This window comes from Verruconatronum alginivorum, assembly GCF_056590205.1.
In genome coordinates, this window is record NZ_JBWPVQ010000001.1 from 1,725,656 (window position 1) to 1,748,175 (window position 22,520).

Sequence of the window (22,520 nt, forward strand, 5' to 3'; positions counted from 1 at the left end):
ATTTTTGTCAAAGTTTCGCCGCGCCAATTTCGGGTTTGTAAATTTTCCGTAACCTCCTACCACCTTTCTCACCATGTCGAATCCTCGAAAAACCAGCTTTAATGTAGAGGCATTGGAGTCTCGCATTCTGCTGTCGGCCGCACCGATGGACGCCGGTTTGACCGATTCGACGGAGAACGACGCGCAGCTCGACACCCCCGTTTGGGAAGTCGGCCAGGCGGCCGAGAACCAGCCCGCCCCGGTCGCTCCTCCGACGGAAGAAATCTTCCATGGACCGATGCTTCCGCTGGCGGAGGGGGAATCGAGCCCGGAGGCCTTGTCCACGACGTCCTACGGCGACGGGTTGACCCAGGAACCGGCGATTTTCATCAACGGATTCACCGTGATCGAGTCGGGGGCGACTCGTGTTTTCCAATCGACCACCGGCGGCATCTTCTTCTCCGGTCCCGGGGCGATCGACGGAACCGCTCCCGCCGGCACCCACGAAAACGTCCACCTCATTTCGGCGGGCGAGATCTCCATCGACGGGCCGATCGGCGGAACCAGTCCGATCCACAACCTGGTTGTTTCAGCCGGTTCCAATATCTTCTTCGGCGGCAGTATCAACCTCACCGGCGACTTGATCATCGAAGCCGGGGCGCAAGTCACGTTCGACCGCGACGTCACGGTGGCCGGCGATATCATCATCGGTGACAGCGCGAATCCCGGCGACATCGCTCGGGTGGTTTTCACTTCCCGGAGTGCAGTCAACGTGGGAGGGGAGATTGAGATTTTCACTTCCGGGACGGTCGATTTCCGCAACGAGGTGGGTGTATCGGTCCAGCCGTCATCCGTCACCATCGTCGCCGGACAATCGATCAACGCCGAGCAGGATTTCTTCGCCGGGGTATTGGATTTGACCGCTCAGAATGTGACCTTCCACCGCGCCTTGCGGGTTGCCGGTATTGATCCGGCGGGAGTCGCGGTCCGAATCACCGCGGCGGATCTGCTGAATTTCCGCGGGATTGTCGAAGTCGGCAACGGCGACGCCTTGTTGACGGCGAACCGGATGAGTTTCACCGGCGGTTCGGGAGCGGTTCAATCCAAGGCCGCGTCGTCCGATCTGATCCTTCGCCCCTTCAACCCGGCCCGTCCGATCGGCATCGGCGATCCCTCCGGCGGCGACTTCAACCGGTTGCAGATTTCCCACATCGAGCTGAACGCGATCCACAACAGTTTCGCCCAGTTGATCATTGGCGACCTGACGGCCGGCACCGGAGAGGTTCGGATCGGAAACATCGGGCTCGCCCAACCGACCGCCATCGCCCAGATCCAAAACACCGCCACCTTCGTCGGCGGATCGGTCCTTGTCGAAAGCCGGATCGACGTCGATGCCCAATCCGATTACCTGCGGTTGATTGCCCGGACCGGAAACATCGTGGTCAACGGTGCCATCAACCAATCCGTCACCGAACGGAATAATTGGGTGCGTCTCGAAGCCCAGGGCGACATTTACGTCAATCAGCCGATCTTCGCCCGCGACCGCATTTCCCTGGCCGCTGGTTACGAAGACGGAACCGGCAGCGTGTTCGTTCAATCGACCGGGGCGAATTCCGGTCAGCTTTTCACTACGAACACCACCGCCGCTGACCGCCGCATCGAAATCTCGGCGGGCGCGATCTCCGGAAACATTTCAATCGTCGACGGAGTCGGCCAGACCACTTTGTCGGCCGCCGGGGTCGGCAGTTCCATCGCCTTGCAGGCGCCGGGAGGAACGATCACCCAAGTCGGCGGTCTTCTCCGGGCCGAAGTGCTGGCGATGCTCGCCGACGGGAACATCACCGCCACCGCCGACATCGCCCGTTTGGGCGAAGTGACCATCGCCGGCGAATCGCTTTTCTCGGGAGCCGAAGTCGCGATCGATGGTATCCGGATCACGGGTACCGGTTCGCTCGATTTGACGGTGTTGCACGACTTGGTGATCGACCGGATCGAAACCGCCGGGGGCGACATTTCCATCGACGGCGGCAACGACCTTTTCCTGGCCGAACTCGACGCCTTGGGCGGAGCGATCAACCTGACCGCCGCCGGAGCGATCATCGATCATTTGGCCGGGACCGGAGTGGTGAACCTGACCACCGCCGGACATGTCACCTTGATCGCCCGCAACGGAATCGGTGGTCCCGGCGATCTCGACATCGACACCGAAGTCGGCACGTTGTCGGCCCGGAACGAAGTGAGCGGCGGGATTTTCGTGCAGAACCGGGGGTCGTTGACGCTCGCCGGATTCCTCGAAACCGAACAAGGCGACGGATCGATCGCGATCGTCGTCGACACCGGAAACCTGACCGTCGACACCGCCGTCTTCGCCCATGGCGCCGGGAGCGTTTTGTTGCGGGCCTCCGCCGGTGACTTGATTCTGGACGGGGCTGTCACGTCGGCCACCGGACACGTGGCCTTGATCGCGCAGAGCGATCTGGTCTTGTTGGAAGACGCCTCGGTCGCCACCGCCCTCGATGGCACGGTTTTGCTCCGCGCGGAAACCGGATCGGTCGAGATGGATGGCACTGTGCAGATCTCGGCGGTTGATTCCAATCTCCGGATCGAAGCCGGCGCCGGTATTGTTTTAGGAAACCTCACCGCTTCAGAAGTCTCCCTGGTCGCCGGCAATGGATCGATTCGCAATGCGGCGGACTCGATCTTGAACGTGACCGCCTCGATTTTGCGGATGGAAGCCGGTCAAGAGATCGGCGACGCGGTTCGTCACCTGACTTTGGCCGTCGAACGTTTGGCCGTCCATGCCGCCGACGGCATTTACCTCGCCCAGAACGGCGCGGTCGTTGTCACCGAAATCGACCCGATCGCGGTGGAAGTCTTCGCCGCCGACGGAACGTTCGGCACCGCGACCGATGGAGCCGCGTTGGCCGGTTTGGTTACCGCAAATACCGGAAACATCGTTCTTATCGCCACCGACGGAGCCATCGAGATCGAGTCGCCGGTGAACGCGGGCGGGGTCGGCAACATTCGCCTTGAAGCGGGCGACGTCGATGGCAACCTCTCGGTCGCCGCCGATGTGGGTGGCAACGGCGGAAGTGTTTCGTTGATTTCGGCGGGGGGGCTTGTCTTCGCGCCGGATGTCACCGTGCAGGCTTTGTTGGCCGGATCGATCTACCTGCGGGCACTCGGTGGTTCGGTGGTGATGGATGCTTCGAACCGGCTCATCGCCCCCGGTGGCGGAGTTCGGGTTGTAGCATCAGACGACCTCACCCTCGGCCAAATCGAGGCGGTGGATGCTTCCGTGATTTCCGAGTCGGGTTCGATTTTCTCGGCCGATGGTTCCTCGGTTAACATCACCGCGACCACTCTCCGGATGGAGGCCGAGAAGGCGATCGGGACCGCCGCTGGTTCCATCTTGACCGCCGTCGCCTTGGTTTCGGCGAATGCCCGGGGAGCCAGCGCTACTGAAAAAGGGATTTATTTGTCCGATTCGGGCGGCATCACCATCGGTTCGGTCGCTTTCGCTGGGGACGAGGTTTTGGGCGACGGCTCGATTTCCGCCGCGAACGACGCGGAGCAGTCCGGTTTGGTCGCCGGAGGCGAAGGCGATGTGGTTATGGTCGCCGTCGATGATCTGGCGATCGCCGCCACCGCCTCGGTCGACGCCGAAGGGGAGGGGACCGTTTTCCTCCAATCGGTGAACGGGGCCTTCACCATGATCGACGGCGCCACCGTCTCCACCGAAGCGGGAGAGATCACGATTTCCGCCGAGGAGGACATCCGTCTCGCCACGGTTTCCAGTCTCTCCGGCGCTCTCAAGATCGAAAGCGCGACCGGCGCGATCCTCGACAACCTGGCCGCTTCGACGCCGAATCTGGCAACGGGCGGATTCGCCGAACTCCATGCCGCGGCCGGCATCGGCGCGGCGGCCGGGGCCTTGGTCACCAGCGTCGGCGAACTCGCCGCCAGCAACACGACCTCCGGTTTGATCGCGATCCGTCAGATCGGCGATGTCGTGATCACCGTCGACGGGATCACCAATCAAGCCCTCAACGGATCAGTCCTGTTTGAAACAGTCGATGGTTCGATCGAGCTCAACGGACCCGTCTTCGCCGCTTCTGGCGGAAAGCTGTTGGTCCGGGCGGGCGGAGCCGATTCCGATTTGACCGTCAATGCCTCGGTCACCGCCGAAGCGGGGCCGATCTCCCTTTTGGCCGGTCGCGGACTGGCGATCGCCGCCGCCGTCCTGACCGAAAACGGCGGGACCATCGATCTCTGGGCGGAAAACGGGGATGTCGCAATCGCCGCCGCCGCGAGCGTGATCGCCCTCGATTCCGATATTCGGATCCGGGCCGGCAACGACCTTTATGTCACCGGCGTGGACGCGGGCACCGGAAACGTCCATCTCTCCGCCCTCAACGGGTCGGTGATCGACGGCGGAGACGTTCATGACCGCGACGTCATTGCCGCCAGCTTGAGAATCTTCGCCTTCGGCGGCGTCGGAGCGGATGCTCCGCTCGCCATCGATGTCTCGGTGATCGCCGCGACCGCCGTCAATGGTTCGATCCGACTTTCCGAGCTGGACGATATCATCGTCGGCACCGTTTCGATTGTTACGGTCGAGCGGGTCGGGATGGACGACACCGTCGCCCCGGTTGCCGATCCGGCCCTCGCCAGCGACTTGGTCGCGGAGGAAGCGGGTGACATTTCCCTGATCAGCGAGACCGGTTCGATCACGATCGAAGACGGGGTGAGCGCCGACGGCATTGGGGTCCGCTCCGCCGGGGGCGACCTGTTGCTCCAAGCCGCCGTCGCCGTCGCCCAGAACGCTCATCTGCAAACCACCGGCTCCGGAAACATCATCGTGATCGCCGAAGCGGGCGACATCACCATGGCCGTGGTCGCCAGGACTTCGACCGTCTCGGGGAACGTATCGTATTCGACCGATGGCGACATTTTCCTTTCGCTTATCACTTCGGTCGACGGTGACTTTACCATCGAAGCCGGTGACCGGATCGTCGACAACATCCCGGCCGAAACACCTAATCTCGTCACCCTCGGACACGCCGCGCTGATCGCGGTTAATGGCATCGGGGATCTCGGCGGGGCGGACATCGACACCAGCGTCGGATCGTTGAGCGCCCGAAACACCGAAAGCGGACGGATCGTCATCGACGAGGTCGACGGATTGATCGTTTCCGGCACCGGAATCGCCAACCTCGGCGGCGGCGAAGTCATCGTCACGGTGAGAAACGGCGACCTGCGGGTCGAAGCTCCGATTCAGACCGAAGCCACCGGAGCAATCCTCCTCCGGGCCATCGGCACGGGAGCCGATCTTTTCGCCAGCGCCGCGATCATCTCGGCCGGTGGTCACATTACCGTGCACGCCGCCCGGACGATCGATCTGTTGGCCGGAGCCGGAATCACCAGCGGCGCGAGCGGCACCGTCACCCTGCAAGCGGTCGCCGGATCGATCGCGATGGAAGGAACGGTTTTGGTCGACGGCGGCAGCGGCGACATGCGGGTCACCGCCGCCAACCAGGTTTCCCTGGGAGGATTGACTACCACCGGGAATGTAATCGTCGCCGCCACCGCCGGATCGATTCTCAACAACAGCGCCACCCTGGTGAACGTGACCGCCACCGGCGCCCGGTTGAACGCGAACATCGGCATCGGCCTGCTCGGCGGGGGAGCGACCCCGGTCACGACCGACGTGGCGGTGATCACCGCCCGCGCGACCAGCGGCGGTATCAATATTTTGGAGTCGAGCACGGTAGCTACCGGCAACGTGATCGTCCTCACCCAGCGGGTGAACGTCGACGGCACCCTCACCGCCGTCACCGAAGCCGCCCAATCCGATCTCCGGACCACCGGCAGCAATGGATCGATCGTCTTCCGAACCATCGACGGTGGAATAACCTTGAACGAAGGCTCGGCCCCGGCGGGCAACATCGCAGTCCTGGCGCACGGCAGCGGCAACATCCTGATCGAAGCCGCCGGAACCGGTGCCTCGATCACCGCCCACGCCGACGTCCGCACCACCTCCGGCAACGTGACCGTGATCGCCGCCGGTACGATCACTTTCCTCCCCGGCGCCGATATTCTCACCGGCACGACCGGAAACATCGTCGTCGAGGCGACCGCCGGTTCGGTCGTGATGCACGACACCGCCCGTTTCAACACCGGCTCGGGTAGCATTCGCGTGGTGGCCGGCACCGACATCCTCGTGGCGAACATCGTCACCACCGGAAACGCCGCCCTGATCGCCGGGGGTTCCATTTTAGACAACGGCGACAGCGCCATCGACATTAACGTCCACAGTCTGCTGATCAACGCCGGCGACGGCGTCGGTAGCCTTGGGTCCGGAACCTCGAACGCCCTCGAAGTGATCACCCGCCGATTGACCGCCCGCGCTGGTGAAGGTGGAGTCAATCTGGAAATCCGGAATACTTTGGGCAATGATCTGGCGATCGGCGACGTCACCGTGAGCGTGAACCGAGTGGCCGCCGACGGTACGGTTTCCCCGCAAGTCGCGGGAGCCCAGTCGGATGTCCGGACCGTCGAAGGAAATGGGTCAATCGTCCTGCGTTTGCCAAATGGCGCCTCGCTCCGCCTCGAACCCGGAACGGCTCCGGGCGAAGCGGTCGCGGTCTCCGCCCATGGCTCCGGAAACATCCTGATCGAAACGCTCCATGTCTTGGCCAGTATCATCGCCGACGGCGGGATCGAATCCGGGACCGGGCACATCACCTTAAGTTCGTCGCTGGGCATCGCGTTTGGCGGGTCGGCCGATATTCGGACCGGCGGAACGGGTGGAATCGATCTTCGCGTTCAAATCGGTTTCATCGAAATGGCCAACGGCAGCCGTTTCGTCGCCGAGGATGGCGATATCCGCTTAGCCGCCTCGACCGACGTCCTCCTGGGCGGCGTCCAGACCGGTGGCAACGTATCCATTATTTCCAATCTCGGTTCGATTCTCGACAATGGCAGCGCCCACATCGACGTGATCGCTTCCGGTCTGCGATTGTTCGCCCACACCGACATCGGCATCCTCGTGCCGATCGGCGTCGGAGGCGGGCCGAACCCGCTCGATATCGATGTCGACACTTTGTCGGCCCGGGCCCTCGTCGGTGACATCAATATTCTCGAACAAACTTCGCTGGCGGTCGGCGATGTGGCGGTGACGATTCATCGAGTCGGGGCCGACGGCACCACCACCCTCGTGACCGATGCCGCGCAGTCGGATCTTCGCACCGGCGACAACGGCTCGATTGTCCTGCGCTCGCTCGACGGCGATATCGTTCTCAACGGTGGTTCGGATTCGCCCGAGACCGCGGTCTCCGCCGACGGCACCGGAAACATCTTGATCGAAACCGTCGGTGCGGGCCGGGGCATCCAGTCCAATGCCGACATCCATTCCGGAGTCGGGCACGTCACGTTAACCGCGGCCGGTTCGGTCGCCTTCGCCGGACACGCCAACATCACCATCGGCGGCACCGGAACCATCGTGATCTCCACCGCCACTGGTGATGTGGTCCAGTCCGGTCTCAGCCGGTTCACCGCGACCGATGGCGATATCCGCATTTCGGCCGGCGCCTCGATCGAACTCGGCGGCGTCACCACCGGCGGAAACGTCTCCCTGATCGCGTCAGGAGGTTCCATCGTCAACCGGGCCGATCCTATCGGCGGCGAAAATGTCATCGCCGACCAACTGCGGATGGTGGCGAATGTCGGTATTGGAGAATCGGATACTCACCTCTCCACTCACGTGTCCACTCTTTCGGCCCGAGCCGCATCCGGCGGGGTTTTCGTCCTGGAAACCGACGCGCTGACCATCGGCGATACGAGCGCTTCCGTCTGGCGGGTCAACCCGGACAACACTCTCGAGCAAATCATCGACTCGACGCTCAGCGATGTGGCGACCACCGGCGGCAATGGTTCGATCGTTCTGCGCACGCTCGCCGGGGATATTGTTCTCAACGACGGCACCGCGCCGACGGACAATACCGCGGTCAGCGCCGATGGCAGCGGGAACATCTTGATCCAGGCTCTCGGGGCCGGGACCAACATCCAGGTCAACGCCGACGTCCGCAGTGGCATCGGCCACGTGACGATCTTCGCGTTTCAAAACTTGACCATCGCCAGCCAGGTGACGGTCGCGACCGCCGGAGATGGCGCGGTCTTGCTGACCGCCGAGTCAGGCACGTTGATCATGGCCGGAGACGCTCACGCCGTCGCCGCCGGAAACACGCTTCGCTTGGCCGCGGCCGGTGACGTGATCGTCGGCAACCTGTTGGCCGTCGATGCCTCCATTGTCTCCGAAAATGGATCGATCATCAACGCCGCCGGAAGCACCAGGAACGTCACGGCGACCCGCCTGCATCTTTCCGCCGCCCAGGCGATCGCAACGGCGGATCGCCATCTGACCACCGCGGTCGCCCACATCGCCGCGTCCGCCAATGGAGCAGGGGAGACCGGGATCTACGTTACCGAGGATACCGCCGTCACCATTTCCACGGTCGACATCCTCTTTCTCCAGGTGACCTCCAACGCCGATGTCATCTCCGCCTCCGAATCTCAGTCCGGGCTGGTCGCGGGCAACAACGGAAACATCGTCCTGGTGGCGCTGGCTGGCAGCATCACGGCCGAGCAGATTGTCGATGCCGACGGCAGCGGCAATATTCTCCTCGATGCCCGGGGAACGGACAGCAACCTGACCGTCAACGCCGACGTCCGCAGTGGCATCGGCCATATCACTTTGAAGGCCGCCGCGGATATCGCCGTCGAGCCTGGTGCGATGATTTCCACGGCCGCCGCCGGAAGCATCTCGGTGGACGCCATCGCCGGATCGCTGACCATGGCCGGGACCGCGAGCATCATCGCCTTCGGCGGCAGCCTCCGTCTCCATGCGCTCGAAGACGTGACCCTCGGCAATCTCACCGCCGCCGATGTTTCGATAATCGCCGCGACCGGGTCCATCTTGAACGCCGCCGGAAGCGCGAAGAACGTCACCGCCGACAACCTCCGGCTCGAAGCCGATCAAGCGATCGGGCAACCCGGCCGTCATTTGTCCACCGCCGTCGCCCACCTGACCGCCCGGGCCGCCGGTGCGGGTGAGGCCGGGATATATATCACCGAGGACGACGCCGTCACGGTCACCACCGTCGGTGTGACCGTCACCGAATTCCACGCCGACGCCACCACTTCCACGGTCACCGATGCCGACCAATCCGACTTGGTGACCGGTAACAACGGCAACATCATCCTGATCGCGCTCGACGGCAGCATCACGCTTACCGATGGGGACAACGTCGATGGCATCGCCGTTCACGCCGATGGTTCCGGAAACATCCTGATTGATGCCCGCGGCTCGGGAAGCTCCTTGGTCGTCGACGCCAACGTCCAGAGCGCGACCGGACATCTCACTTTGATGGCCGCCGCCGACATGACGGTCGCCGGTAATGTCCAGATCACGACCGCCGCGCCGGGCACAATTTCACTGGTTGCAGTCGATGGATCGATGACGCTGGCCGGAACGTCGCAAATCACCGCCACCGCCGCCAGTTTGCGGTTGGCGGCCAACGGCGATATCCTGGTCAGCAACCTCACCGCCGCCGATGTTTCGATCGTCTCAACCGAAGGGTCGATTTTCAACGCCACCGGCAGCATCCGGAATGTCACCGCGACCAATCTCCGTCTCGAAGCAGGCGGATCGGTCGGAGTCGCTGGCCGCCATCTGACCACCGCCATCACCAACATTACGGCCAACGCCGCCGGTTCGATCGTTTCCGGTATCTATGTAACCGAAGAGACCGGGGCGACGATCGCCGCGATCAGTGTTTCGGTCAGCGAGGTCGGCGCCGATGCCTCCACGACCGTTCTCACCGACGCCACCCAAGCGGGTCTCACCACCGGCTCGTCCGGCAATATTGTCCTGGTCGCTCTCGCGGGTGGAATCGTGGGCGCCGAAGCCGTCGATGCCGATGGCTCCGGGAGCATTCTCCTCGATGCCCGGGGTGTCGGCAGCGATCTGATTCTTAACGCCAACGTCGCCAGCGCCACCGGTCACGTCACCCTGAAGGCCGCCGATGCGATTACCATCGCCGCTGCGGTGAACATCGCCACTGCCGCGCCCGGAACGGTCTCCCTTTCCGCCGCCGCGGGAGCGATCACCATGGATGGCACCGCCACCATCACCGCTCTCGATGGCAGCCTCCGGATCGATGCGGAAGGCGACGTCATTCTCGGCAATCTTACCGGCGCCGGCGTTTCCGTTCTTTCGGCAACCGGTTCGATCCTCAATGCCGCCGGGAGCGTGAAGAACGTCACTGCGACCGATCTCCGTCTCGACGCCGCCGGTGCGATCGGCGAATCCGCCCGTCACCTGACCACTGCCGTCGCGATTCTCACCGCCCGGGCGAACGGCGCAAATGCCACCGGCATCTATATCACCGAGGATGACAACGTCGCGGTCGGAGCGGTCACCGTGACCGTTATCGACTTCAACTCCGACGCCACCACTTCGGCCGTCACGGATGTCGAGCAATCCGACCTCGTGACCGGCAATGACGGTAACATCGTCCTGATCGCCCTCAATGGAGCGATCGACCTCACCGATGGCGCCAACGCCGATGGTATCGCCGTCCAGGCCGACGGCACCGGCCGCATTCTCATCGACGCCCGCGGGACCAACGGCCATCTTGCCATCGCGGCCGACGTGGTCAGTTTCACCGGCCATATCACAATGAAGGCCGCTGCCTCCATCGTGGTCGACCCTGGGATCGGTGTCGTTACCGCGCATTCAGGGACGGTTTCCATCGCCGCCGAGAACGGAACGCTGATCATGGCGGGAACCGCTTATGTCACGGCGACCGACAGCAGCTTGCGTCTCTTCGCGAGCGGTCAGATTTCGGTCGGCAATCTCCTGGCCGAAAACGTCTCGATTGTTTCCGCGAGCGATTCGATCCTCAATGCGATTGGCAGCACCCGCAACGTGACCGCCCTCAACCTCCGTCTCGAAGCCGGTCAGGCCATCGCCGCTTCCGACCGGCATTTGACCACCGAGGTTTCCACCGTGACCGCCTCGGCCGCCGGAACCGGAGGGGTTGACGGAATCTATCTCTCCGAAGCGAACGCGATCACCGTGGGGACAGTGGAGGTGACCGTGACCGAGTTCAACGGCGACGCCACCGAGTCGACCCTCACCGACGCGACCCAATCGGGCCTGGTAACCGGAGCCGACGGCAATATCGTCCTGGCCACCCTCGCCGGAAGTGTGACTGTCGACGACGATGTCGCCGCCGACGGGGCCGGGAACATTCTCCTGGAGGCGAATGGAGCGGGCAGCGATTTTACCTCGAACGCTGACGTATTGAGCGGCTCAGGTCACGTCACAATCCGGGCCGCCGCTTCCATCGTGCTGGCCGCCGGTATTCAGGTTTCCACTTCGGCCGATGGAACGGTCTCGGTGACCGCTCTCGGCGGATCGCTTGAAATGGACGGAACGGCTGCCATTTCGGGCACTGATAGTTCAGTCCGCCTCGCCGCCACCGGCGACGTTCTTCTGGGAAATGTGTCGGGAGCCAATGTTTCGATCGTCTCGACGACTGGTTCGATTTTGAATGCCGACGGCAGCACCCGGAATGTGACCGCGATTCAGTTGCGTCTCGAAGCCGGTGAGGCGATCGGGGCGGCCGACCGCCATTTGACCACGCGGGTGGCCAACGTCGCGGCCCATGCCGGTGGGGTGGTTTATCTCGCGGAGGAGACGAGCATCACGGTCACGACCGTGGCGGTCACCGTCACCGAATTCTTCGGGGATGCGACTCTCGCCGATGTTACGGACGCCGCCCAAGCCGGACTCGTTTCAGGGAACAATGGGAACATCGTTCTTACCGCTTCGGATGGCAGTATCACTGTCGACAACGACGTGGTGGCCGACGGCAGTGGCAATATCCTGCTCGACGCCCGGGGCGATGGCAACTTGCTCACGACAAACGCCGACATCCTGAGCAGTACCGGCCACATTACGTTGATGGCCGAGTTCCGGATCATCCTCGCGGACGATGTCGCCGTCGCGACCGCCGGGGGAGGCACGGTTTATCTGAACGCGCAGACGAGCTCCATTCAGATGAGCGGCAGTTCCTCCGTCGCGGCTGTCGATGGGGCGATCCGCCTGCGGGCGCAGGGAGATGTCAGCGTTGGTAATTTGACCGCGGTCGACGTATCCATTCTCTCGAACGCCGGGAATATTCTGAACAGCGCCGGAAGCAGCCTGAATGTCGCCGCGGAAAATCTCCGGCTCGAAGCGGAAGGCTCGATCGGCGAGGCGAACCGTCATCTCACCACGGCGGTCGCGAAGATCACCGCCCGCACGAACAGCCCGATTTTCGGCGGTAACATCTACCTGACCGAAGCCGATGCGGTTATTGTCACCACCGTCGGCGTCATCGTAGTCGAGGTCCATGCCGGCGGCTCCACGAGCTTTGTCACAGATGCGGATCAATCGGATTTGGTGACCTCCGCAGGCGGGAATATCGCTCTGGTGACTCTCGCAGGAAGTATCACTCTCGAGGACGGATTGGACAACAACGGGATCGCGGTTAATGCCGGTGGAGCCGGAAGCATCCTGCTCGACGCCAGGGGAGCGGGCAGCGAGTTGATCGTCGACGCGGACATTCTCAGCGGTTCCGGACACGTCACCTTGAAGGCTGCCGCCAACATCGTCATCAACGCTTCGGTTTCGATCACCACTTCCGCCTTCGGCTCGGTTTCCCTCAATGCCGCCACTGGTCATTTGACCATGGCCGGAAACGCTCACATCGGGGCCCCCGGGGGCGAGATCCGCTTGGCCGCCGAGGGAAATATCGTGGTGGGCAATGTTGGCGATCTTCCCGCCGCGAATGTCTCCCTCGTTTCCCGGACTGCCTCGGTCCTGAATGCGGCGGGCAGCAACATGAATGTCACCGCGATTAACCTGCGCATCGAGGCGGATCAAGCCGTCGGCCGGGCGGATCGCCATCTCACGACCGAAGTTTCCAATCTGACCGTCTTCGCGGCCGGCAATGGCCTCACCGGTATCTTCCTGACTGAAGCGACGGCGGTCACGGTTTCCACCGTCGGAGTGACCGTAGTGGAATTCAATGCGGATAACACCACCACGGATGTCACGGATCCCCAGCAGTCCGGTCTGGTGACCGGCAACGGCGGCGACATCGTCCTGGTTTCCCTGGACGGCACCATCACCACCGAGACCGTCACTTCTGCGAATGGGGAAGGCCGGATCCTCCTCGATGCCGGTGGAGCCAACAGCTCCCTCATGGTAAATTCTGGAATTCTCAGCGACACCGGCCATATCACCCTCCGGGCGGCCTTCTCGGTCTCTGTCGCGGGCGGAGTGACGATCGCTACCGCCGCTGGCGGAATGGTCTCCGTCGAAGCGGTGACCGGCACCGTGACGATGGCCGGATCGGCGAACATCGTGGCCGCGGACAGCAACCTCCTCATCCGGGGAGCGGAGACGGTGACCCTTGGAAAACTGACCGCAGCCAGTGTGGCGGTGGTTTCGACTTCCGGCTCGATCTTCAATGCAGCTAACAGCACCTTGAATGTCATCGCTACTCATCTCCGCCTCGAAGCCGGGGTGGCGATCGGTGTTCCGGACCGGCATCTCACCACGGCGGTCGCCCTTCTCGGCGCCACCGCTCCCGACGGTATTTATATCACTGAAACGGACGGCGTAACCGTCTCCACCATCGGCGCATTCGCGACGGAGTTCCGAGCCGACGGTACGACCGCCGACGTGACGCTTCCGGGTCTGTCCGGTTTGGTCACCACCGGAAATGGTCCCATCGTCCTGCTCGCTCTCGACGGGGATATCACAGTCGCCCAGGAAGTCACGGCCACTGGCTCCGGCAACATCCTGCTGCAAGCGGGAGGAGCGTCCGGTGAATTGACCGCCCTTGCCGACATCACCAGCGGAAGCGGTGACATCAGCGTGGTGACGGCTTCCGGGGCTTTCTTCGGGGACGTCACGGTCTCCACCACCGGCGGAACCATCGACATCCGCTCCGGTGCCTCCGCGACTTTCGTTGATGGCGCCCTGGTGTCGACCTCCGGCGGAAACGTTCGGATCTTCGCCGCCCTGAACATCTTGGTCGCCGGGATCGACGCTGCCTCCGGGAAAGTCAGTTTGATCGCGGCAGCCGGATCGATCCTGGACGGGGGCAACGCCCATCTGGATATCCTCGCCGCCGCCGCCCGCCTCGTGGCCGGAACCGCGATCGGCCAGCCCGGCGATCCGCTCGACATCAACGTTGACGTCCTGACCGCCCTGGCCGGGACCGGTGGAATCAGCTTGAGCGAAGTCGATGGCCTTACCGTCGATACCGTCGCGGTGACCGTCCGCCAGGTCGGCACGGATGGCGAATCGACCGATTGGACCGATGCGGAACAATCGGACCTTCTGACCGCCGGAAGTCTCGCCTTGGTTTCGGGCGGCGACGTCGTGTTAAACGACGGCGTCAGCGACAACGGCGCCGCGGTGGGTGCCGGCCAAAATCTGCTCCTCGACGTGGACGGCGACTTGCTCGGCAACGCTTCAGTCGGCGCGGGCGGTCATCTCAGTCTGCTCGCGACCGGCACGATCCAATTCGCCGCCGGAACCATCGTCGGGGCCGCCACCGGAACGGTCGACTTGGAATCGGGTGCGGCGATCACTTTCGCCGATGGAGCCAGAATTCTGACCGACGGCGGCAACGTCCGGCTCCTGGCCGTCGATGACATCGTTCTCGGAGGCATCGACGCCGGAACCGGAAAGATTAGTCTGATCAGCACCGGCGGTTCGATTCTCGACGGCGGCGATCTCCATCTCGATCTGGTCGCCTCGGCCGCCCGCTTGTTTGCCGCGGTCGGGATCGGACAACCGACGAACCCGCTCGACATCGATGTGGCGTTGGTGACCGCTCACTCCGGCACGGGCGGAATCAGTCTCAATGTCATCGGCGACGTCACTTTCGGCACCGTCTCCGTGACGGTCAACCGGGTCGCCGCCGACTTTACCACCAGCGAGATCTTCGATTCGGCCCAAAGCGGATTGGTCACCACCGGCAGCTTGGCCTTGGTTCTCGGCGGGGACGTCATTCTGGAAGCCGATCTGATCGCGGGGGGCAATGTCCTCCTGCAAGTGGGAGGCGATCTGACGGTTCACGGCGAAGTGCGCAGCTTGAGCGGCCACATCAGTCTGGTGGCGGGCGGTTCGATCTATGCGACCGCCGGGGCTCTGATCGCGGCCGACGAGGGCACCCTCGATCTGGAGGCCGGATCGGCCATCCATTTCACCGACACCGCCAAAGTGGTGACCGGGGGCGGTAACGTCCGTTTCCTCGCCGGAACCGATATCACGTTGGGCGGCATCGACGCCGGAAACGGCAGCGTCAGCCTGATCGCCACCGGAGGATCGATCCTCGATGGCGGCGACACCGATCTGGAGGTGATCGCCTCCGCGCTCCGCCTCTGGGCGGGCACTGGAATCGGCACCCCGACCAACCCGCTCGACATCGACGTCGCGATCTTGACCGCCCACGCCGGAACCGGCGGCATCAGCTTGAACGCTCTCTCCGGGCTCACCATCGATACGGTCTCGGTCGCGGTCAACCGAGTCGGCACCGATCACGAGTCGGCTGGTTTGATCGACGCCGACCAGGAAGGGTTGACGAGCGGAGGCGGCTTGGCCGTGGCCGTCGCGGGAGATTTCACCTTGAACGCCACTCTTCCGGACGCCGTCGATGCCGCTGGCAATATCCGCTTCGATGTCGCCGGACATTTCGCCGCGAACGCCGGGATCCTCTCCGGGGGGGACGTCAGCATCCTGACCGGTGGCTCGATCCAATTCGCCTCCGTCGCCAATCTGACCACCACCGGCGGAACGGTCGACTTCGACGCCGGGGCTTCGGTGCTCCTGTCGGACGGAACTTTGGTTGCCACGAACGGAGGAAATGTCCGCTTCGTCGCCGAAATTAACCTCACTCTCGGCGGAGTCGACGCCGGAAGCGGCGCGGTCAGCCTGACCGCCCGGACCGGCACGATCCTGACGTTGGGCACGAGCCATCTCGACGTGGTCGCTTCGGCGGTCCGCTTGACCTCCGCACTGGCCATCGGCCAAACGACCGCACCGCTCCATATTGAAGCGGGAACCCTGACCGCCCACACCGGTGACGGCGGAATCAGTTTGCGATCGGTCGCCGGATTGACGGTCGATTCGGTCGCGGTGACGGTGAATCGGGTCGGAGCCGACTTCGAAACCAGTCAGATCGCCGAAACCGCTCAAGCCGACTTGGTGACCACCGGCAGCGTGGCCCTGGTCGCCGGAGGCGCGGTGGTCCTGAATTCGGCCACGGTCGCGGTTCAAGCCTACGGGCGCCTCCTGCTCGATGTCGACGGAACTCTGACCGCCAACGCGCCGATCCATGCCGGGTTCGATATCTCGCTCCTGGTCGCGGGCAACATTCAATTCGCGTCCGCTGCCCATCTCGTCACCACTGCCGGCACCATCGACCTCGAATCGAATGGTTCGGTCATTTTCGCCGATCAGTCGCTGGTCGACTCCAACGGCGGCAACGTCCGGATCCACGCCGCCCAATCGATCACCCTCGGGGGGATCGCGGCGGGCGCGGGTAAGGTCAGCTTGATCGCGGTGGCCGGTTCGATCCTCGACGGCGGCGATCATCACACCGACGTCGTTGCCGCCGAACTGCGCCTGGTCGCGGGCAACGGAATCGGCGAGTCCTCCAATGCCCTCGACATCCAGGTTGCCCGACTCACCGCGCACGCCGGATCGGGCGGGATTTATCTGAACGAGGCGAACGGCTTCGAAGTCGGATCGGTTTCCGTGACCGTCGCCCGGGTTTCGACCAGCTTCTCGGTGACCGATCTGGTCGACGCGGAGCAAGCGGACTTGGTCAGCGGCGGCCATCTGGTAGTGGTTTCCGGCGGAAACGTCACCTTAAATTCCGCGGCAAACGCCGTCGACGCCGCTGGCAACGTCCGGTTCGACGTGACCGGTGCTTTGATCGCCAACGCCAGCCTGGTTTCGGGCGGACATGTTTCGCTGATTTCCACCGGAACCCTTCAGTTCAATACCGGGGCCGACTTGGTCACCGGCGGCGGCACGGCGGATTTGGAGTCCGGTGCTTCGATCCTGTTTGCCGATCAGTCCCGGATCGTCACCGACGGCGGAAACGTTCGACTGTTGGCCGCCAACAATATCGTGATCGGCGGGATCGCCGCCGGGTCCGGGGACGTCAGCCTGGTCGCCTCCGCCGGATCGATTCTCGATGGCGGAGACCATTATCTCGACATCGCCGCCCGCGCCCTCCGGCTCCAAGCCGGAAACGGAATCGGTCAGCCGACCAACCCGCTTGACATCCGGGTATCGACGTTGAGCGCCGTCGCAGGTGCCGGAGGAATCAGCTTGAACGAGGTCGACGGCCTGACCGTCGGAGCGGTGGCTGTCGCCGTCCAGCGGGTCGCCGTCGACGGAACCATCGCCTCCACCGGCGATGCGAGCCAGGCCGGATTGGTTTCCGGCGGAATTTTGGTCCTGACGTCCGGGGGCGCGGTCACGCTCTCCGAGTCCGCGTCCGCCACCGGCAACATCCTTTTCGCCATCACCGGCGGATTGCTCGCCGATGCCGATCTCTCGACCGCCGGCGGAAATCTCAGCTTGCTGGCCACCGGCTCGATCGGTTTGGAGAGCGGAGTCGCCCTCACCACGGCGGGAGGCAGCGTCGATCTTCAGTCCGGCGCGTCGATCCTTTTCGCGCCGACTGCCCGGATCGCGAGCGCGAATGGAAACGTCCGGCTCCAGGCCGCGACCGACGTCCAACTCGGCCAGATCGACGCCGGGACCGGCAGCGTGGCGGTCACCGCCACCACCGGCTCCATTCTTACCGGCGGTCATTTCTCGCGGGACGTGATCGCGACTACCTTGCTGCTGCTCGCCGGAAACGGCGTCGGCGAAGCCGGGCAGCCGTTGCGGATCGAAGTCGACATCGTTTCGGCCCACGCCGGGACGGGTGGGGTGAGTTTGAACGAATCGAACGCTCTGCGGGTCGCCTCCGGATCGGTCTCCGTCAACCGGATCGGGTCGGACGGCGCCGTTGATGGATCGGTCTCCTCCGCTCAAACGGGCGTGCAATCCGGCGGCAGCATCGCGCTGGTGACGGGCGGCGATCTCACGCTCGACGCCGCGACCACCGCCGCCACTCACATTCTCCTGGCGACTCCCGCCGGTCTGACCGCGAATTCCTCGGTGGCCACCACCGGAGGGCATCTATCCCTCGTAGTCGGTGCTTTGATCGAGCTCGCGGCGGGATCGACTTTGAACACCGCGGGAGGCACGGTCGACATCGACGCCGGTTCGTCGGTCGCGATGGCTGACACCGCCCGGATCGAAACTTCCGGCGGCAACGTCCGGGTTTGGGCGGGCAGCAACATCACCGTCGGCGGAATCGACGCCGCCAGTGGAACCGTCGGTTTGACCGCCGCCTCCGGATCGATCCTCGACGGCGGAAATGCCCATCTCGATGTCTCCGCCGGAGCTCTCCGGATGTTTGCCGGAACGGCGATCGGGGCTTCCGGGACTCCGCTCGACATCCGGGCCGGGAGCCTGGCCGCTTATGCCGTCGCCTCCGGAATTTACCTGAACATTACCGGTAACACCACCGTGGACCAGGTCAGTCTCGCGGTGAATCGGGTCGCGGCGGACTTCGGTCTGAGCGCGGTGACCGACGCTGGGCTCGCCGGTCTGCACGCTCCGGTCGGACCAATTGTCGTCGAATCCGATGGCAACCTCCGGCTGCGGGAAACCGTTGAAAGCTCCGGGACGATCTCCCTGGACCTCGACGGCTGGCTGCGTCACGACCGCTCCGGAACCGGGGCGGTGATCGCCACCGATTCGAATCTGACGATTCGCACCGGCGCTGGCGTCGGCACCACCGGGGCCGGTTCGATGCGGGTCGCCGCCGACACGTTGGCGGTGACGAACACCGGTGCCGGATCGGTTTACCTGACCGCCCGCGAAACGATCGAACTGACCGGAGCCACCTTGAACGGTCCGGGAAGCCTGGTCTTCCAACAACCGTCCGGCAATCTTCGGATCACCGGAAACGTCACGATTTCCAAAGGACACCTGAGTTTGGTGGTGGCTGAGGAGTTGCATCTCGACCACGCCTCGATCCAGGTCGGCGGCCATGCCGACATTCTGACACCGACCCTGACGGCGGTCGCGACTCCGATCAGCACGGTCGGAGGATCGATCGATCTCCGGGTGACGAACAGTTTGACCCTAAACGTGGAGTCGCCGGTATCCGCTTCGGGCGGCGACGTATCTCTCCGCACCGGCGGTGATCTGACCGTTGGGCTGGTGAAAGCCGGCGGTTTGGTAAACCTGATCGCGGCGGGCGATATCGCCACCTCGGCCCCGAATGACAAGACGAATGGATTTGTCGCCAGCCATCTCCGGATACGGGCGGGTGGTTCGATTGGTTCGGTAGTGGCTCCGGTTTGGGTCGACACCGACCGGATCGACCTCGATGCGGCGGGCGAAGTTTACCTCCGATCCGCGGGCGGACTGAGCATCGGACGTTTCGGATTGGCCATTGAAACCAAACCCGGCGACGAATTTGTCCTGCAACTGGCGGGCGGAGTGATCAGTTCCGCCGGCGGTGCGATCATCGACCGGGGGACCGGGACCTTAGTCTTCCAAAGCCCCGGGGCGATTGTGATCGGAGCGTTGATCCGGAGCGAAGGGGGCAACATCCGGATCGAAGCGGTGCGGGTCGAGTCGGGCTACGACTCGGAGACCGGCCGGATCGAAACGCCGGAAGGCTGGGTGACGATCATCGCGGAGCGGGGCATCGGCTCGGCGAACGACGCGATCCATTTCGACGCCCGCTGGATCGAAGCGATGACTCTGCGGGGACCGATCCATTTGAACGCGCTCGGGACGACCACCATCTCCGGCCTCGGGATCGTGGCCCGCGGCGGAAACGCTCCGTTGATCTTGACCGGTCGCCACGGGGACCTGCGGATCGATTCGTCGATCCGTCACCTCGGCGGCGGAAGCGTCCGGGTCGATTCGTTCGAAGGGAACGTGTCGATCGCCCGCGACGCCCGGATCACGACTCTCTCCGGCGGATTGCACGTGAAGGCCTATCTCGACATCTCGGTCTCGCGGGTCGAAAGCGGGCGTGGACTGATCCACCTGGAAAGCACCAACGGCTCGATCCAGCGGTTGCTGAACTTCGGTTCGACCCACGTGTTGGCGACGGTGCCGCCGGTGATCGACGTCGCTTCGGTCGTCGACCTGCGGGTTTCGGCCGACAAAGTCATCGTGAACGGAGTGGAAATTTTCCGCCGCAACGACCCGATGATCACCCTCTACCTGGTTTATTGATGAAGGCCTTTTCGAACAAATCCCGCATCTTCGCCGGCCTGCTCTGTTTCCTGGCCGGGACCCTTCCGCTCGCCGGGCAAAACTTGACCACGCATTTCGTGGAGGAGGACCTGCACGCGATTCTGGCGACTGGCGGTTCCTCGGTGGTGGCGGCGGACGCGAAAGGGAATCTTCTGCGCTCGACCGACGGCGGGCAGAGTTTCGCTCCGGTGGACGTCGGGAACGCGGCCGAACCGTATTTGGCGCTCGGACTTGCCGGGACCCGGGTGGTCGCGGTGGGACGCAATGGGGTGGTTCGTCGGTCTTCCGATTCCGGGCAAACCTGGACTGGCGGGAACGCTCCGGCGATCCTTGGCGATCTGAGCGGGGTGGCGGGCAACGGGGCCGGCACTTGGGTGGCGGTCGGATCGGGCGACGACACCGCCGCCGTATTGGTTTCGAACGACGATGGCGCCAACTGGACCGCCCTGGCGCCTGCGGCGGTTCCGGCGGAGGAACTCTTTGGGGTCGTTTGGCACGCCGGGAGCGGCCGTTTCGTGGCGGTCGGTAGTGACGGATTTTTTGATGGCAAGGCGATCGTCTCGACCGACGGCTCGACCTGGACGGCGCTCGCGCTGCCGGCGGGGACCGGGGCGTTGCGCTTCATCGCCTCGGATGGAGCGAATGGCCTGTTGGCCGGGGGCGACCAAGGGACATTGATTCATTCGACCGGCTCGGAGATCGCCTTTTCGGCGGTCGCCGGGACGCCGGTGAGCGAGCGTTTGACCGCGGGAACGGCCTTCGCGGGCGCTTCCTACGATTGGGTCGCCGGCGGAGCCGGAGGAGTGTTGGTGACGATCGCGGGCGGATCGGCCTCGATTTCGGCCGAACCTGACCCGGAGCGCAATCCGGTGGAAGGCTTGGCGAATCCGTCGGGGGTCACCGTACTGGTGGCGGGCCGCTATTCAGGGGAAGCCCCGGTCGATCCCGTCCAACCGGCTCCGTCGATCACCCAAAATCCGGAGGACTTGACGGTTTATGCCGGGGAGGATGCGACCTTTTATGTTGGAGTGGTCGGATCGAACCTCGATTTCCAATGGCAACGCTCGCTGGACGGGGGCGCCAACTGGAACACGGTTTCAGGCCCCGGCGGGGTGACGTTGACCGTGGCCAATGTCACGACGGCGATGAACGGTCACCGCTACCGGGTGCGAGTGAGCAATCCGTCGGGAACGGCGACCAGCGCGGCGGCGGTTTTGACGGTGAAACCGCGGACGGCGCCGTCGGACGCGGAGTTCAACGATTTGGTGACCGGTTTTGAGGCGGCCGGGTATCTCTTTTTGCCGAACGGACGTTACCGCCGGTTGAATCCGGCCGGTCAATGGGTGGAAGGGGACTGGTATTACCAGCGCTCGGAAACCGACGGAACCCGCGGGACAATCACTTTCTTTGACGACGAGGGGAATCCCCATCCGCGTTTGCGCAATCTGGACCTGACTTTTGACGGGCCGACGATGGCAAACTTTCAAGATGAACAAACCGGTGCGGTCGGCGGATTCGCTCTCGACTTTGATTTTTTCGGTCTGGCGCGTTCTCCGGGAACAACTGCGCGGGAATCGATCTGGTTCGGCCGGTTCGACGATCGCAATTTCGATCATGAAGGAAGCCAAGCCGGCTGGATCAATCACGTCGAACACGGCTGGCTTTACGCGGCTGGAAACGGATTTGGTAGTGGAATTTGGTTCTGGGACCATATTCAGCGTGATTGGCTTTGGACCCGTAACGATCTGTATCCGTTTTTCTTCAGTCATGGCCGGCAGCAATGGGCGTATTACGAACGGGGAGGGACGCCCGCGTCGCGCCGGTTCCATTTCCACGACGCCGGTTCTGGCGAATGGACCGAGGAACGGGTGCCGCCGGCACAGTGACAACCGAGCGGTGAAGCGGGCGTCGGGCGTAAGCACTGTTTTTTTTAACCACTAATAGACACTAATAAACACTAATGAGGAGTTTTTCGAAATCAGCGTCTGGGTTGATGGCCAACCGGAATGGCGGAAAGAAAAAAGGCGTCTGTTCATTTGTGTTCGTTCGTGTCCATTCGTGGTTTATG

General features: G+C 63.6%; 2 protein-coding genes. Both read left to right on the plus strand.

Translation table 11 applies throughout. The features are described from left to right. The first annotated feature begins 73 nt into the window (after positions 1-73). A complete protein-coding gene (locus tag ACWUI2_RS05975; protein WP_486981945.1) occupies positions 74-20,431 on the plus strand; it encodes an LEPR-XLL domain-containing protein in 20,358 nt (6,785 codons plus the stop codon). Continuing rightward, the gene (locus tag ACWUI2_RS05980; protein WP_486981946.1) at positions 20,431-22,338 is read left to right on the plus strand and encodes a hypothetical protein; all 1,908 of its coding nucleotides are present in this window, start codon (positions 20,431-20,433) and stop codon (positions 22,336-22,338) included. Before ACWUI2_RS05975 ends, ACWUI2_RS05980 begins: the two co-directional genes overlap by 1 nt. Positions 22,339-22,520: the final 182 nt, after the last annotated feature.